Below are 16,120 nucleotides of genomic sequence, written 5' to 3' on the forward strand. Positions count from 1 at the left end.
ACGCCATCTAAAAAACGATAGCGTCTCAGTAATTATTTTTAAATAAAATTAATCCATTCATTGTAACTAATACGGCTAATTTCTTCGGTTTTAGTTTCACCAATCAACTCAATAAATTGAGGTTTTAACGTAGAATGGTATTTAAAACCGCATTTTTCTTGTGCAATTTTTGATTGCTGATTGCCTTGAAAATAGCCACACCATAAGTTATCGAGTTTTATATTTTTAAAACCGTGGCGCATAATTTCTTGAATCGCTTCAGGAATTAAACCTTGCCCCCAAAAAGGGACACCAATCCAATAACTTAATTCAGCATCATTATCACCAATAGGGAAATTACTCTGTTTTCCAATTGATAAGCCAATGAGCCCGATAGCCTTATTATTTTCTTTTAATGCCACGGCGAATACATTGTCACGCATAAAAATTGTTTTAATAATTTCAGTACTTTCTTCAACACTTTGATGAGGAGGCCATCCCGCAATAGGGCCAATACGTTCATCTTTTGCGTAATGATAGAGATCTTCCGCATCAGTGAGTTGCCAAGGACGCAATATTAATCGTTCTGTATATAACACCATTTTTTACCTTTGTATTTTGTGCATTATAGAATGGCACTTATTTTAGGTATTTATTTATGTTTTATAAGCGCAAAAATCGATCATTTTGGGTACTTTTGACAACTTATGTTAGAATGCGATTGAAAATATCAGGATATGAGTATGCGAAATTTAAAAAACCACCAGTATCATTGGCAAGATATCGTTAGTGCAGGAATAACAAACTTAGACAAAAAGCAGAATACATTATTGTCTACAGATTATGTCACTCTGTGTGTTTGTCGGCAGGGGCGAGGTGTTTTTAATATTAATTTTAAGCAATATCTAGTACGTAAAAATGACATTTTAGTGTTGTATGACGATACATTTTTAATGTTAAAGAAAAAATCTAAAAATTTTTCAATTGACTACATTATGCTAGATAAAAAATTTGCAGCCGATGTGGCTTTTGTTTTACCGAATCCATTATTTGCATTCTTTAATATTTATCCTGTCTTACCCATGACACAACTGCAATCAACGCTGTTTACACATTGGCATCAACTTCTGCTTTATTATCTTCAACAACAAAGTGAGTTTAGCAAACTGCAATTACGTCATCATTTGCAAAATTTTTTCTTAGAAATAGCGAATCAAGTTGAACAGTCAAATATTGATTTGCAGGAAGATCGTAGCCGCAAATCGCAATTATGTTGGCAATTTTGGGATTTGATTACAAAGCATTGCAAAACACATCGAGACGTTAAATTTTACGCTAAACAGCTATCTATTACGCCATTTTACTTGTCTCAGATTACAAAAGATTTCTTTAAAGACCCACCTAAAGCCTTAATTGATAGGCAGGTTGTTTTAGAGATCAAAGCATTGCTGGATTTAGGTACCTTATCTATTCAAGGCATCGCCAATGAGCTTAATTTTGAAGATACCTCCTATTTGTGCCGTTATTTCAAACGGCAAACTGGGATCACACTCAGTGGGTTTAGAAAGCGCCAAACTAAGGATTAGCTGGGTTCGATTTTGGTTGTATGTTTTTTGATAAAATCAATAAAGCAGCTTAGGCGAGGGGAAACTGCCTGATTTCGATAATAAACTGCATTAATTGGCTGTTTCATCGAAATAGTTTTATGTTCAAGAACTTGGACGAGGCGGCCACTGGCAAAGGCATCTAAAGTCACAAAGTCAGCGGAACATAAAATTCCAGTGCCTTGTAATGCTAAGTGATACAAAACTTCACCGCTAGCACCTGCAATATTCGGATGAATTTTCAATAAGTTGCCACTAGAATCTTCTATTGGCCAATAATTCAATGATTCTGGTGTTGTAAACCCGAGCAGGCAATGTTTGTTTAGATCCTCGATATTTTGAGGGGTACCATATTTATCGAGATAGGTAGGGCTTGCTACAAGCCTTTTTTGGCTATAGCCAAGTAACGTAGCGCTTAGGGACGAATCCTTCAATGTTCCGATCCTAAAAGCGACATCGGTCTTTTTTTCTAATAAGTTAGTAATGCCTTCATTATTATTTATCTCTAACTCAACTTGAGGATATCGCTCATAAAATAGAGGGATTAGAGGGGCGATAACATGGGTCAAGAAAGGTGTGGAGGCGTCAATTCGTAATTTACCTGATGGGATAGATTGTCTGGCTGAAAGCAAATCTTCAGCTTCTTGGGCTAAATTGACGATTTCTCGCGCTTTTTGCAAGAATGCAATGCCTTCTTCACTCAATTTAATCGAGCGTGTGGTGCGATAGAGTAATGTGGTTTTAACTTTTTCTTCTAATCGCAATAGCGCTCTACTTACCGTAGATACAGTCATACATTGCTGTTCAGCTGCACGAGTGATTGACCCGCTGTCGACCACGCTAATAAAGGTTTGTAACTCATCTAAAGTAATTTTCATTGTTGCAATTCCCGCAAAAGTTATTCCCACCTTAACGGGTTTTTCTACGCCATTCAATATGGAAAAATTGCCGTCGGTCAATTTGGATGGTTTTATTAGGATCTTAAAATGAGAATAAATACTGCGCTTATTGCATTATCAATCGGGGCATTTGCTATTGGTGTCACTGAGTTTTCACCAATGGGAATGATCCCGTATATTGCTGAAAATATTCAGGAAGATATTCCTTCTGTCGGTGCCGTGGTTGTGATTTACGCGCTTGGGGTGATGATTGGTGCGCCTATAATGACATTATTACTAGTCAGTAAGCGCCCAAAAGTAGCTTTAGTGTTTTTAATGTCAATATTTACAGTGGGTAATTTTCTTTCTGGGCTATCGCCTGACTTAGTGACGCTGTCACTTTCTAGGCTAATTACAAGCTTAAATCATGGTGCTTTCTTTGGGCTAGGTGCAATAGTTGCTGCCAGTGTGGTCCCTCCGGGAAAACAAGCCAGTGCGATTGCTGCCATGTTTATGGGACTAACTATTGCGGGAATTGGAGGGGTACCTCTAGTGACCAAGTTAACTCAGTTGATAGGCTGGCGAGAGGCTTTTTATGCGATTTCAGCATTAGGGCTGGTGACGATTGTGAGTTTAATTTTTGCAATTCCTAGTCATCTTCAAGGCAGTACTGTGAATGTAAAAAATGAACTGCGTATTTTAAAACGTCCATTAGTGATGCTCGGCATGCTGTCTACAGTATTAGGGGCAAGTGCAATGTTTACCTTATATACATTTATTACACCGATGCTGATGCACTTTATTAATGCGTCTGACCAAACAATAACTATTATGTTAGTGGTCATTGGTGTTGGATTTAGTATTGGTAATTATCTTGGCGGATATTTTGCAGATAAATCCTTATACCCTACATTAATGATATTATTTCTATTGTTGGCGAGCAGTATGGTGCTATTTCCGTTTATTGCGGTTAATACATTAGGCGCAACATTAGGTTTATTATTCTGGAGTATTTGTAGTTTTGCATTAGTACCACCGATTCAAATCTTAGTGATGAATGCGGCTGTTGGGGCGCAAGCACTGGCATCCTCTGTCAATATTGGTGCTTTTAATCTTGGAAATGCCATTGGTGCTGCCGTTGGGGCGGGTATTTTATCCCATGGATATAGTTATACCGTTATTAGTTTCACGGGAACCTTATTAGCATTGATGGGTAGCATGGTTATTTTGCTCATCATTCGTAAGAAAAATCGACCCGACCAAGAACTCAACGTTGTCTGTGTTTGCCATTAAACGTAAAACGTTGGAAGCGTTATAGACCACCATTTAGGTCTTAAAAAAGTTCTCATGAAATGCTTTTCAAGCAGGAAAAAGAAAGTAGTTACCAGAGAATCCCGCTAAGGAGGGTATCATTAGCGGGATTTCTTTTAGACAGCCAAGGTTTGATTATTTTTTATCCGCATACCATTCAGCATACTCAGCCAAGCCAGTACCGTCACAACCATCAGAATAATAAAGATAGAATAAGCCGGTAGTTCGGTTAGCACGAATCCTGTCATCATTGGGTTAAATGCCCCACCCAATAACCCCAGTGCTTGCGCTGAGAAATAGCTTGATTTCATGCCTTCCGGAGCAATGCTATCAATCAGCATATATTCTCCCGGGGCGTAAATAAGCTCACCGAGGGTGAAAATAAACGAGCCCAGTGCCCATAGATAGAGATTATTTCCAGCCCCCATAAATACCGCTAAACCAGCAACAAAGAACATACTGCCTATGGTCATTAGTCGCCTTAAATTTTCAGGCGTAATTCGCTTACCAACCGTATATTGCAAAGAAACAACAACAATTGCATTCACCGGTAAAATTACCCCAATAACAGCTTGAGCAAAATCACTATTCGCAACGGTAATAATATATTGGGAGATCCATGTCATGAATGAACCGAATACCAATGAACCGAGGAATGTGGAGAGAATAAACCACGCTAATGCACGGTCGTGTAGCATCGCTTTTGGGTTCCATACCCGTGGTTGACCATCGACATAACTGGCCGGTCTCGTACTTTGAACGAAGCGTTGAATAAAAAAGATAGGCGCAGCTGCAGAAATGGCCGCGAGCCAAAACGGTAAATTAACGCTGTACATCAGCAACCAAGTGCCGATGGGGGGGCCAACTGTCCATCCAATATTAATAAACGTGTAATTAAGGGAAAATACTTTGGTTTTAAGGGCTAAGGAGAGTGTATCTGCAAAATAGCCTTTTAAGACGGTAGAAAATACAGAATAAGAACAGTTTATTAATGAGAAAAAAACGGTTACCAATAGTGCGCTATTCATCAATGGAATGGCGATAAAACCACAAATAAATGCAATGACCGCAATTAACATGCAGCGTTTTTTATCTATACGGTCTGCGAGTATTCCGAACCCCATACTAAAGAGTACACCAACCGTTAACGCGATTGTCATGGCAATACCCACAATGTCGATTGCCATGTGGTACTGCCTTGTGAGGTAAATCGCCATAAATGGTAAAGTTGCACCGCGCCCAATAGTGAGGAGAAGTGAGGAAACTAACAGCGCTGTATTGGAGATATTAGATTTAGACAACATGACTCACGACCTAGAAGACAATATTTTTGTTATACACATGTTTTATGCAAATCAGTTATATAAAATACATAAAATTAGTACGCTAATAAATGGCTTGTAGGAAGTGAAAACTAAAACAATATTTTGAGTAGGCTATTGTGCCATTGCCAATCAATGATCTGGCTATGAATCGAGCTTTAATCTTTAGCAGAGTTATCTGCTGCTAACATAACTGTCTAAAAAATAAATCAATTATTCTAATTAATTTAAATAGAGCCATCTTAAATTATTAATAGACAAAGAGCGCAATAAATTGCGCTCTTATATTGGGTCAATATCTCAACAAATTATAATGATGCGATAAAGATGCGGCGGCTAACTTCCGGTGTAATATCCCCATGCTCACCTAATGTCACCATATTATGGGCCACTAAGCTGTCGACTAATGGTTCAACAACATCTTGGGTTAATTGATAATCTTTGAAACGCGTTTTAACTTGCATTGATTCAAAAAATTGGCGAGTTAACTCAATGGATTTTAACGCTTTTTCTTTCTCGCTACCGTCATGAATACCCCAAACTCGCTCAGCGTATTGCGCCATTTTAGCCTGCTTTTGCGCTAGTTTTTCATGCATCATGGAAGGCAATATGATCGCTAAAGTTTGGGCGTGGTCTAATCCGTATAGCACGGTAATTTCGTGTCCAAGCATATGTGTAGCCCAGTCTTGGGGAACACCAACACCGATTAAACCGTTTAATGCTAACGTAGCGGTCCACATTAAATTGGCTCGGACATCATAATCCGTTGGGTTTTCCAGCGCTTTAGGACCAATTTCAATTAATGTTTTTAATAAGCCTTCAGCAAACGCATCTTGAACATTGGCATTGACCGGGTAGGTTAAATATTGTTCGATAACATGCACGAATGCATCTACAACCCCATTACTGATTTGACGAGGGGGCAAAGTGAATGTTTTAACTGGGTCTAAAATGGAAAATTGTGGAAATACTTTGTCACTCATAAACGCCAATTTAGAATGCAGTTCTTCGCGGGTGATCACTGAGCCTTTATTCATTTCAGAACCGGTCGCAGGTAAGGTGAGTACGGTACCAAAAGGAAGGGCGGTTTTAATGGTTGATCCACCGCTGGTCACAACTTCCCATTTATCCCCAGGATAATTCACCGCAGCCGCAATAAACTTGGTTCCATCAATCACTGAACCGCCACCGACAGCAAGCAAAAAATTATAGCCTTCATTTTCAATTAGAGCGACAGCTTTGATTAATGTTTCATAACGTGGATTTGCTTCGATCCCACCAAAATAGCCAACTTGGCGACTTTTTAATGCATCCGTGACTTCATCAAGAGTGCCATTTTTTCGAGCACTTTCGCCACCAAACAGCACTAAAACTTTTGCATTCACAGGAACTAAGCGATCTAGTTCGCCAATTTTGCCTTCACCAAAAACGATACGGGTTGGATTGTAAAACTCAAAATTATTCATATACAAACCTTTGTTGGGAATTGCAGGAAAAATCATTTGGCATCTGTAGATTTACGCCAGATCAAAAACAGTTACTTGATTATCAAATAATATGAATTGATATAGTATACGCCATAAAATATGCAGATTTTGTCATATTGTTTTATTTATAGAAAAATTCGCTACTATATTGATTAGAATTGAATTAATTAAACTAATATCCGATGTGATTGGGAAAAGAGTTATGCGTCGTTTTATCCATTTAGATCTTCCTCCTGAGCCAGTTATCAATGATAGGTGCGTGAGAAAGCGACTGAAAAATAGCCTCTGTGAAAACTGTGCAACCAGTTGTCCGGTAGACGCTATTTCTTTTGGTTTTATGGATGCGAAAATTGATGACCAACTCTGTTACCAGTGTGGTAACTGTTTATTTAGTTGCCCAGTCGATGCAATTGAAAATATTCTTCCACATGAACGCACTTACCAAGATAGTGATTTGGTGATTAGCCATGATGAACCGTTAGCTAGTACAGAAGAGCTTATTGTATGGCACCGCCAATATGCTATCCGTGGGATGCAAATCCCTGAACCACTGGTGGATAAATGGTTACCTACCTTGGCAGCCTTAAATCTCAAGTTACAAGCACTACAAGAGCCTATCTGGCGATTAACAATCACTGAACCTGCTCCCGTAGATAGCGGGCGCCGTAGAATGTTATTTCGTCAAAAACTGGATCTGCAACCCCTAGATAAAGGAATGGTGAAAACCGGTTTAAACGCGAGAAAACAGTTCTATCCTGAAGATAGTTGGTTTCAGATTGAATTAGATGCGGCGAGCTGTATTTTATGTGGCGCTTGCGCCAAAGTGTGCGATGAGCAAGCGATTGAAATTGAAGATCACCAATTCAAGGTGGATGAGAAGCGTTGCACGGGATGTATGAGCTGTCAGGTGGTCTGTTTTCCTCAATCTATTCATGTGCATCCCCATGTTGCAAAAAATAGTGAACCTACGATTTATCACTATCACGATAGCACTTGCCAGAAATGCCAATTGCCATTCTTTTCATGGGAGCAGGATAAGAAAATCTGCCCTATATGTACCCAACATCAAAAACAAGGATGGTTGTAAAACGCCCCTAGAGGAGCGCTTACAATAATCCGCACTCAGTCAGACTTAGCAACCTTGCATATGCGAAATAATCATATCAGCAATTATCGGGTTTAACTCTGGCGGTGTGTCATGTCCCATACCATCAATAATCTCTAATTCCGCATTTTGAATATTGTCAAAAATATCCTGACCTGAGGTAACTGGGAATAACGGGTCAACCGATCCGTGGATCACTAATGTTGGTGCGGTTACGTTGGGTAAGTGAGGTCTTAGATCACCAGTCACTACAGTGGCAACCAGCTGGCGTTTAGTTCCTTCAGGAGAATAATTTCGAGCTAAAGCTTGTAAAAGATAATTGCGGCAATGTTCTTCATTAAACGGGACGCAAGTTGAGCCAATGCGACGATAAAATGCGATTTGTCCGGCTAAATAGGCATCTAAATCTTGTTTAGGATCAGCACCAGAACTGGTGAGCATCTGCATAACATCAGGTTCACTTTGTGGTAAGTTCGGATTACCAGTAGATGACATAATTGGGCACAGAGAGAGTACTCGATGGTTAGCTTTCGCCGCAATGATTTGAGCGATAAACCCTCCCATGGAGCGCCCGACAATATGCGCTTTTTCAATGGATAAATTATCTAATAACGCAATGTAGTCATCAGCCATATCAAATAACGTATAGGGAACGTCAATTTGCTCTCCAGCCTGTAATCTCTTCGAGAGTTCAGCAATATCAATCGACGGATAATCAGATAAATGGGGTGATAGACCCGCATCACGGTTATCAGGGCGGAGAATATAGAACCCCGCATCGGCAATTTGTTGGCAAAATTCAGTGGTCCAACTAATGTTATGCCCCCCTAAACCGGGGATCAGTACAACGGCAGGGTTTTCTGGTTTCCCAAAATAATCATAATACAGAGGTAAAGGCGCAGTATTTGTCATTTTATTTCCATGTTTTGTGACGATAGGCTATTTATGCAGTAAGTCTGTCTAAAAGGCTATGGCTAAAAACAGATAATCAATACCAACAAAAATACCTATCCTTGTTCCTGTTAACTTTTAGTAAACTCGCTATCTTTTTTTGCGTATAAATAGACAGATGCTCGAGAAACGCCAAGATGCTGGGCAATAGTATCCATGGATTTTCTGATATCCAGAAGACCTTCCCGGCGTAGTAATTCAATGAGAGCGACACGCTCATCCGCTTTTAGTGATCGTGGCGTCGCAGCAAGAGAGGCGGCAAACTGATCAATACGGCTGCGAATAGCTTCACTACCAATGGGCTCAAGATGCTCTTTAATTGGGCTGCAACCAACTTCGGTAAATTGAGAAAGCATACTTTGCATACTGCGAAACTGGGTCATATCTAAATTTAAGCACAGTGCGGCAACGTATTGACCATTTTCATCTTTGATACCGATCGACGTACTTTTTGCCTGACGGCCATCTGGAAATTGGTTTGCATAATTGGCGATAATATTTGGAAAATCAGCGGATGCTATTCTGGCTAATCCTAATTCGGTCGTGGGTTCACCCACTTTGCGCCCAGATAGATTGTTATGAATAGATAAAATAGATCGCTCTGGATTTTTCAAATCATGGACAACCACTTCACAAAACGGGGCAAAAGTTTCACTGAGACCTTTTGCAATGGCTTCGACTTGAGCCAGTAGGCTATTTTCTTTTGGTTTTGCCATGACCATACCCCTTCATCTTTTCGATATCTTGTTCAATGTTAAACTATTTGTAGAAATTCTAATAGAGAAGGGGCATTAATTGCTTAAGCTAACATTAATTCGGCGAAGCGTTTAATATCTACATTTCCGCCGCTGACAATAATACCAATGCGTTTACCGCGTAATTCTTCTTTCATCTTTACCGCCGCCGCAAAGGATAAACATCCTGTTGGCTCTACGACCATTTTCATTCTTTCAGCGTAGAATTTCATGCAGTCAACCAATTGTTCATCCGTAGCAGTCAAAATATCATCAACATTTTGTTGGATCAGGGCAAAAGTATAATGTCCAATATGTTGAGTTTGCGCACCATCCGCAATCGTTTTTGGGGTTTCAATATGCACGATTTTGCCACTTCTAAACGATTGTTGGGCATCATTGCCGGCTTCCGGTTCTACACCATAAACTTTACAATTAGGGGATAATGCTCGCGCTGCCAGCGCGCAACCGGACAGTAATCCGCCACCACCAAGGCAAACGAATAAGGCATCCAATTCGCCAACTTCTTCAAATAGCTCTTTGGCTGATGTACCTTGCCCAGCAATAATATGTGGATGATCAAAAGGTGGAATAATTGTAAGCCCCTGTTGGGTTGCCAACTCTTGAGTCAATTGCTCTCTATCTTGGGTATAACGGTCAAATCTGACAACGCTTGCACCATATCCCTCTGTAGCGGCCACTTTGACTTCAGGGGCATCAAGAGGCATTAATATTGTTGCAGGGATATTCAAAATTTGTGCCGCCAGAGCGATCCCTTGAGCATGGTTGCCGGAAGAAAACGCAATTACACCGGCTTTTTTCTGCTGCGGCGTGAATTGTGCGAGTGCATTAAGTGCACCTCGGAACTTAAATGCACCCATCCGCTGAAAATTTTCACATTTAAAAAATAATTCAGCCCCAAATTGTTGATTTATCGTTGAGGATGTCATTACAGGGGTTTTATGCGCAAAATTAGCAATGCGTGCAGAGGCAGCTTCAACATCTTGGTAAGTGGGTAATATTAATTCTTTCATAGTGTGACCCCATTGATTCATGATTTAGTTTGTTGCAACCGCGGTGGCTTCAATTTCTAAGCCAGCGCCGAAATGTAGCTCTGAAACGCCAGCTACTGCACGAGCAGGGCGATATTCCCCAATCCAAGTAGCATAAATTTGATTAAATACCTGCCAGTCATTCATATCTGCAATATAGACACGAACTTGAACAAGATGTTGCTTGCCCACGCCACACGCCGTTAAACAGGCCTCTAAATTTGACAATACTTGTTCAGCTTGTTGTGCAAAAGGCACATTTGTGTGGACTGTACCGTGGCTATCAACAGGCAGTTGTCCTGAAATAAAGATAAACCCATTGGCTGTCACGCAGTGCGAATAATGCCCGCGAGGCGGGATCAGCCCTTGAGCATTTGTGTAAGTAATCGAGTTTTTCATTTTTGTTTCCCAGTATTCCAGATTAAATATACAAACAGTCTAATATTAGACTATTGATCTAGTCAATGGGTTTGTGGTGTTTAAATGAGCAATAGCATGAGCAAAAAACAATGATTAAAGATACAAAAATGGATAAAAATAAATATAGCTGTTATTTCTGGAGTTAATTGTCATTGCGCCGTTATTGTTATTGAATCCCCCAATATTAAGAGATTAGTACAGTTTTTTGAGGGGGATTAATTGAGGATATTTAAATTATTGGCATTTAATTCCAAATGAAAATTTAAGTATAAAAATTAAATAATCAGGAATAAGAATAATCAAATTGAGACTCACCACAAAAAATGGTAAGAATTTGTTATATAAATACATTTAGGAAATTAACATGGCGAAAGTTACATTTGACCTTCTTCCAATTTATGGTGAAAAAGGGGCAACGGCAGGGCTACAATATTTACAAGAAACCCTATTACCATTAGCGGCATTTGAAGAAAGCTTACCCAAAGAGCTGTTTGACTATGTTATTGAGGGGAAATCCCCTGAAATTTTGATGAAACTGGGTCAATTAGATAAAGAAAAAGCGACTGTTTTATTAGATAAACCAGGTACTGTTGATTGGTGGTGGCCAGGTAATAATTTTGATGCTAACCCGTATTCAAAGCTGATTCGCCAAAGTAAAAATGCCCGTCATAAATTATATTCCAAAGTCGGTGATGACATTACCCCCATTCAAATTGCCCGCTTTGCAAAGGTGCTCGCAGCCATTTGCCAAGAAGCGAATATAAAAGTACTGACGCCTGAACTACCGTCATGGATGATGTATTTACTGTGTGATGCATTTGGGACGACATTCGATAATTCCCGTAATGCAAAGTACGAGCATCGTAAACATTGGAGCTTAGAGCTACTCAGTCAGTTAGTTGAGACAGAGGCTGAGCAACCTGCCAATACTATTTTGTATGGTATTTTTGATCGCCAAAATCTCTCTGATTATCACTATGACCACCTAAATTTATTCTTTGCCATTCCGGGATTAAAAGCCTATTTACTGGCAGAGCAAGAATTTGTTAAACAGACTTTGGTCAATACATTGTCAGCAGCAGGGCAAATTCAACTCATCGATTACCTGAAAAAAGATCAGGATCTGAGCCGCGAATTTGCTGATAGCTTAGTGTTATTTGCCACCAGCGCATTAAAAACAGTACGTACAGCCGCAGAGCCAGTGGTGGCAGTCTTACCCGCTGAATCCGTCAAAATACACTTAACCAAAGTGTTATTGGAAGGCACCCCTAAACAACGAACTCAAGCGGCGGATCTGTTTGCACGTATTGGTAAAGATCGTGATGTACTTGAAGCTGCGTTAAACGTTGAAACCAATAAAACCGTATTAAAAAGTATTGAAAGCGCTATTTCCCGCTTCGACGTGATGGATACCGCGAATGAAGTGGAAGAGGTTGAGTTACCTGAAATTATTATGCTTGAAGATACGCCACTTCCTGAAAGTGCAGTTGATATTTTAGTGACTAACTTCCGTGAAATGGAGCAAAAAGCTAAAGAAAATGCGGAACGAGAATTAGAGGAAAATAAGCAAGAAAAACATAAATATACGTGGGCACAACGTCACTATGCTGAACTTCAAAAACACAACGAAGATGAGTGTGCGGGGATATTAACCAAACTAAATACCGGCGTAGGGGTGATTTCTGACCATGAATATAACGTCATTACGCATAAAGAACGCATCTCTAATCTTCCTGAGTTCACGTTATTTCATGCATTACGCTTGATAAACCATAACCGTCCAGATACCGATAATTTCTCAAGTTACCATATTACTCGAGGGCTGCCGCAACGGATTATTTCCCAAATAGAATTGCGTCAACTTGAGGCTGGACTTGAGCTGTGTCGTTTTAAAAACCCAAATCGCTTGATTGCCGATCTGTGTTTGCGTTCTTATACCGATGGTCTATCCATGTTTAAAGACGCGGAGCAGGTCTGGCCGTTCTTTATGCAATATCCTGATTTCTTAAGTGAAGCATTAGGATTGATCCCTCAGCATGAAGGTCACCGAAATTACCAAGAATATGATGCTGCCAACGCGATTGATGTCTTAGCATTATTTCCAAAGGTTCCTGCGCGCTTTATTCCGCGGATCATGGAACTTGCCTTGGGGGAAAATAAAACCCACCGGTTAAGCGCCCAAAAATTATTAGAAACGTTGCCAAATATTCATGTGAGTGCCGCTGAGGGATTAGAATCCGGTAAGCAAGAAATTCGTGTCACGGCAATTGAATGGTTAGCGCGCTTAAAACACCCTGATTCATTAAAACCGTTGTATGCATTACTGAAGAAAGAAAAACGAGAAGTGGTTCGTGCGGCACTACTGACGGCTCTGGAACAACTCGGTGAAGATATATCCAGCTACTTATCACCAAAAGTCTTATTATCTGAAGCCCAAACAGGCCTGAAAGGTAAAGCGCCAGCTAGTATGGCGTGGTTTGATTTAGACGCGATCCCTGCGCTGAAATGGCAGGATAATAAAGCAGTCGATCCGGCGATTATTCGCTGGTGGATCATCCTTGCAGTGAAATTAAAAATGCCAGCAGGCAATGGGCTGTTGCAGCGTTATATCAGCCTATTATCCGTAGATAGCCAGCGTAAACTGGGTAGTTTTATTCTGAACAGTTTTATCAATCAAGATATTGCAGGCCCATCTTTGGAAGTCGCAATGGCAGAAGCTGAGCGAGATGCTCCTCAGCGCCTGGCTAACTATCAAGATTGGCTCAAACGCTGGCCAGAGTATTATTCACAATATGAAAATTACACGCTGGAGCAGACGTATAACGATATCAAAAATGAAGTTTTGCGCCGTTATTTAGGTTCTGCAATCAGTGATAAAGGCATGCTGGCGCTAATTTGTGGCATTGAAGGGCATATTGCTGTCACGATGCTCCGTAACTATATGCGTGACCATTATCAACGCCGTGCTCAAATCGAAGCGATGATCGACGCGATTGCAGTCAGTAATGACCCACTGATTATCCAACTATTATTGTCACTGTCTCGCCGCTATCGGACAACCTCAGTACAGGAAAAAGCCCGTGGATTAGTTGCCGTTATTGCACAGCGTAATGGCTGGAGTGCAGATGAGTTGGCAGATCGTACTATTCCAACCGCCGGTATGGATGAAACGGGGACATTGGTATTGGAATATGGTGACCGAATCTTTACCGCCAAGTTAGATGCCCAACAAAAATTGGTGCTATTTAACCCTGAAGGTAAAGAGATCAAAGCCTTACCTGCGGCGCGTAAAACTGACAATGAAGAACTGATTAAAGAATCGAAAAAATTACTCACATCAAGTAAAAAAGAATTAAAGCAAGTCATTGAGTTACAAACCGCCCGTTTGTATGAAGCAATGTGTGTAGAGCGTTTGTGGAGTACAGCAGATTGGCAAGAATATATTCAAAATCATCCCATTATGCGTGGCTTAATTGAAAGACTGGTTTGGCTAGAAGTTAAAGATGACCAAGTGATTAATCAGTTCCGTCCATCCGATGATGGGAGTTTGTTGGATCTTGAGGATGATGAGGTTGAATTAAGTGCGGATTCGTCAATCAAACTGGCTCATGCGGCGTTATTGTCTGATGTGGATCGTAAAGCGTGGATGGCGCATTTTAAAGATTACAAAGTGAAATTTTTGTTCTCACAAATGGAACATAAAATTCCTGAATTAGAGTTAACACTCACAGAAATTGAAGATAGAAAAGGTTGGGTCACGGATACCTATACGTTACGCGGCGTATTAACCAAGATGGGCTATCAACGTGGTCAAGCCGAAGACGGTGGAAGTTTTTGCCACTATTCGAAATATTTTGCTAGCTTAGATTGCTATGTATATATCGAATTTAGTGGAAGTTATGTGCCTGAAGAAAATATTCCAGCGGTACTTTATTCTTTGAGTTTTGACCAATCACAAAAAAGCTCATGGAATCGCAGCTATCTTGAGTTGAAAAATGTTCCTCCGATCCTTCTGGCAGAAAGTTATGCAGATTATCTGAAAGTTGCTGATGCCTGTGCTGGTTTTGACCCTGAATGGGAAAAGAAAACCCCTTGGTAACTCAATAATTAGCGCATTTATTTAGGAAACAGCCATGGCGAAAGTAAAAAAATCAGACGGAAGTGTTCTGCGCGAAAGCGCAGAGGTGCGCTTCGCGGATGAACTTGAACGATTAACACAAGCGGATAAAGCTAACCCGAAACCACAAGGATGGCTACGTTCACCGAGAGCGGTTAGGCAATTTATTTTAGGGGATGAGTCACTGCAAATTACGCCGAAGTTTTTCGGAGATGATGCGCTGGTAGATAGAGCGATAGTGACTTTACTTGGTAAACAAGGCCTCATGCTAGTGGGAGAACCGGGTACGGCAAAATCCATGTTATCTGAGTTATTGGCAGCGGCAATTAGTGGGGATTCTGGGTTAACCATTCAAGGAACAGCGGGAACAACGGAAGACCATATTAAGTATTCGTGGAACTATGCGTTATTGCTTGCAGAAGGTCCGACAGAAAAAGCCTTGGTGAGCTCTCCACTGTATCAAGGGATGAAAGAGGGCAAAATTGTCCGTTTTGAAGAGATCACCCGCTGCCCACCAGAAATTCAAGATGTGTTGGTGAGCATGATGTCAGAAAAGCAAATGATGATCCCAGAAATGAAAGATAATGCGCGGATCAGTGCTAAATCTGGATTCAATCTGATTGGTACGGCGAACTTACGTGACCGTGGTGTTCATGAAATGTCATCAGCACTGAAGCGTCGTTTTAATTTTGAAACTGTCAAACCGATTCAAGACCCTGCATTTGAAATTGAGCTGATTAATAAGCAATTAGCGGCAGAATTAGGGGAGTTGGATGGAGAGGTAACCGTTCCGAATAATGTCATTGAATTATTAGTCACTACATTCCAAGAATTACGTTCGGGAAATACTAAAGATGGGGGAAGCATTAAAACCCCTGATGCAGTGATGTCCACCGCGGAAGCCGTCAATATTGCCTACGCTTGTGCGCTAGAAGCCCACTATTTGGGGGATGGGACATTAAGTGCAGGCGCGGTAGCTCGTCAATTAATTGGGGTGGTGCTTAAAGATAACGCGGATGACATCAAACGGATGCGTTATTACATTGATAACGTTGCACGAGAAAGAGCCAAACAGAGCCCTGAATGGAAAGCCTTTTTTGAAGCCTCGCGAGAGTTTTGGCAATAACGTTAGTCACTCAGAAATGGCCAAGGCTGCTTGG

Annotated in this window: 13 protein-coding genes; 5 read left to right on the plus strand and 8 right to left on the minus strand. The window is 40.6% G+C overall.

The window, feature by feature from the left end:
• Nucleotides 1–38: 38 nt before the first annotated feature.
• Nucleotides 39–581 carry a GNAT family N-acetyltransferase gene (locus tag EL244_RS09070; protein WP_126460373.1) on the minus strand — a complete coding sequence of 181 codons (543 nt, stop codon included), beginning with the start codon at nt 579–581 and terminating at the stop codon, nt 39–41.
• Between the two features lie 141 nt (nt 582–722).
• Here EL244_RS09070 and EL244_RS09075 point away from each other — a divergent pair, with 141 nt between their 5' ends.
• On the plus strand, nt 723–1,565 hold the full coding sequence (locus EL244_RS09075; RefSeq protein ID WP_126460376.1) for an AraC family transcriptional regulator: 843 nt from the start codon (nt 723–725) through the stop codon (nt 1,563–1,565).
• Here the strand turns inward: EL244_RS09075 and EL244_RS09080 are convergent.
• Nucleotides 1,562–2,461, minus strand: a complete 900-nt coding sequence (locus EL244_RS09080) for a LysR family transcriptional regulator (RefSeq protein ID WP_126436828.1) — start codon at nt 2,459–2,461, stop codon at nt 1,562–1,564. The two genes, EL244_RS09075 and EL244_RS09080, sit on opposite strands and share 4 nt — an antisense overlap.
• Nucleotides 2,462–2,569: 108 nt before the next feature.
• Between EL244_RS09080 and EL244_RS09085 the strand changes: the two genes are divergently transcribed.
• On the plus strand, nt 2,570–3,754 hold the full coding sequence (locus EL244_RS09085; RefSeq protein ID WP_126436830.1) for an MFS transporter: 1,185 nt from the start codon (nt 2,570–2,572) through the stop codon (nt 3,752–3,754).
• Between the two features lie 134 nt (nt 3,755–3,888).
• Here the strand turns inward: EL244_RS09085 and ydeE are convergent, their stop codons facing one another.
• Nucleotides 3,889–5,076 (minus strand): efflux MFS transporter YdeE, encoded by a 1,188-nt coding sequence (ydeE, locus tag EL244_RS09090; RefSeq protein WP_126460380.1) that lies wholly within the window; start codon nt 5,074–5,076, stop codon nt 3,889–3,891.
• A gap of 326 nt (nt 5,077–5,402) precedes the next feature.
• Nucleotides 5,403–6,560 carry an iron-containing alcohol dehydrogenase gene (locus EL244_RS09095; protein ID WP_126460383.1) on the minus strand — a complete coding sequence of 386 codons (1,158 nt, stop codon included), beginning with the start codon at nt 6,558–6,560 and terminating at the stop codon, nt 5,403–5,405.
• Nucleotides 6,561–6,783: 223 nt separating this feature from the next.
• Between EL244_RS09095 and EL244_RS09100 the strand changes: the two genes are divergently transcribed.
• On the plus strand, nt 6,784–7,668 hold the full coding sequence (locus tag EL244_RS09100) for a 4Fe-4S binding protein (protein ID WP_115164317.1): 885 nt from the start codon (nt 6,784–6,786) through the stop codon (nt 7,666–7,668).
• Nucleotides 7,669–7,713: 45 nt separating this feature from the next.
• Here EL244_RS09100 and EL244_RS09105 read toward each other — a convergent pair whose 3' ends face one another.
• From EL244_RS09105 to EL244_RS09120, 4 genes are all read right to left on the minus strand, one after another.
• Entirely contained in the window at nt 7,714–8,598 is an 885-nt protein-coding gene (locus EL244_RS09105) for an alpha/beta fold hydrolase (RefSeq protein WP_126460386.1), read from the minus strand.
• Between the two features lie 110 nt (nt 8,599–8,708).
• Nucleotides 8,709–9,353 (minus strand): helix-turn-helix transcriptional regulator, encoded by a 645-nt coding sequence (locus tag EL244_RS09110; RefSeq protein WP_126460389.1) that lies wholly within the window; start codon nt 9,351–9,353, stop codon nt 8,709–8,711.
• 83 nt (nt 9,354–9,436) lie between these two features.
• A complete protein-coding gene (locus tag EL244_RS09115; RefSeq protein WP_126460392.1) occupies nt 9,437–10,405 on the minus strand; it encodes a threo-3-hydroxy-L-aspartate ammonia-lyase in 969 nt (322 codons plus the stop codon).
• A gap of 24 nt (nt 10,406–10,429) precedes the next feature.
• Complete coding sequence (locus tag EL244_RS09120; RefSeq protein ID WP_115164319.1) at nt 10,430–10,822, minus strand: RidA family protein; 393 nt, start codon at nt 10,820–10,822, stop codon at nt 10,430–10,432.
• 385 nt (nt 10,823–11,207) lie between these two features.
• Here EL244_RS09120 and EL244_RS09125 point away from each other — a divergent pair, with 385 nt between their 5' ends.
• Both EL244_RS09125 and EL244_RS09130 read left to right on the plus strand, forming a co-directional pair.
• Nucleotides 11,208–14,942 (plus strand): DUF4132 domain-containing protein, encoded by a 3,735-nt coding sequence (locus EL244_RS09125; RefSeq protein ID WP_126460395.1) that lies wholly within the window; start codon nt 11,208–11,210, stop codon nt 14,940–14,942.
• Between the two features lie 34 nt (nt 14,943–14,976).
• Entirely contained in the window at nt 14,977–16,086 is a 1,110-nt protein-coding gene (locus EL244_RS09130; RefSeq protein ID WP_126460398.1) for an ATP-binding protein, read from the plus strand.
• Nucleotides 16,087–16,120 lie beyond the last annotated feature (34 nt).

Source organism: Providencia rustigianii, assembly GCF_900637755.1.
In the GTDB taxonomy this organism is placed as follows: Bacteria; Pseudomonadota; Gammaproteobacteria; order Enterobacterales; family Enterobacteriaceae; genus Providencia; species Providencia rustigianii.

Coding starts and splice junctions, on each gene's coding strand:
- EL244_RS09070 (WP_126460373.1), bottom strand. CDS start 581: ATGGTGTTATATACAGAACGATTAATATTGCGTCCTTGGCAACTCACT.
- EL244_RS09075 (WP_126460376.1), top strand. CDS start 723: ATGCGAAATTTAAAAAACCACCAGTATCATTGGCAAGATATCGTTAGT.
- EL244_RS09080 (WP_126436828.1), bottom strand. CDS start 2,461: ATGAAAATTACTTTAGATGAGTTACAAACCTTTATTAGCGTGGTCGAC.
- EL244_RS09085 (WP_126436830.1), top strand. CDS start 2,570: ATGAGAATAAATACTGCGCTTATTGCATTATCAATCGGGGCATTTGCT.
- ydeE (WP_126460380.1), bottom strand. CDS start 5,076: ATGTTGTCTAAATCTAATATCTCCAATACAGCGCTGTTAGTTTCCTCA.
- EL244_RS09095 (WP_126460383.1), bottom strand. CDS start 6,560: ATGAATAATTTTGAGTTTTACAATCCAACCCGTATCGTTTTTGGTGAA.
- EL244_RS09100 (WP_115164317.1), top strand. CDS start 6,784: ATGCGTCGTTTTATCCATTTAGATCTTCCTCCTGAGCCAGTTATCAAT.
- EL244_RS09105 (WP_126460386.1), bottom strand. CDS start 8,598: ATGACAAATACTGCGCCTTTACCTCTGTATTATGATTATTTTGGGAAA.
- EL244_RS09110 (WP_126460389.1), bottom strand. CDS start 9,353: ATGGCAAAACCAAAAGAAAATAGCCTACTGGCTCAAGTCGAAGCCATT.
- EL244_RS09115 (WP_126460392.1), bottom strand. CDS start 10,405: ATGAAAGAATTAATATTACCCACTTACCAAGATGTTGAAGCTGCCTCT.
- EL244_RS09120 (WP_115164319.1), bottom strand. CDS start 10,822: ATGAAAAACTCGATTACTTACACAAATGCTCAAGGGCTGATCCCGCCT.
- EL244_RS09125 (WP_126460395.1), top strand. CDS start 11,208: ATGGCGAAAGTTACATTTGACCTTCTTCCAATTTATGGTGAAAAAGGG.
- EL244_RS09130 (WP_126460398.1), top strand. CDS start 14,977: ATGGCGAAAGTAAAAAAATCAGACGGAAGTGTTCTGCGCGAAAGCGCA.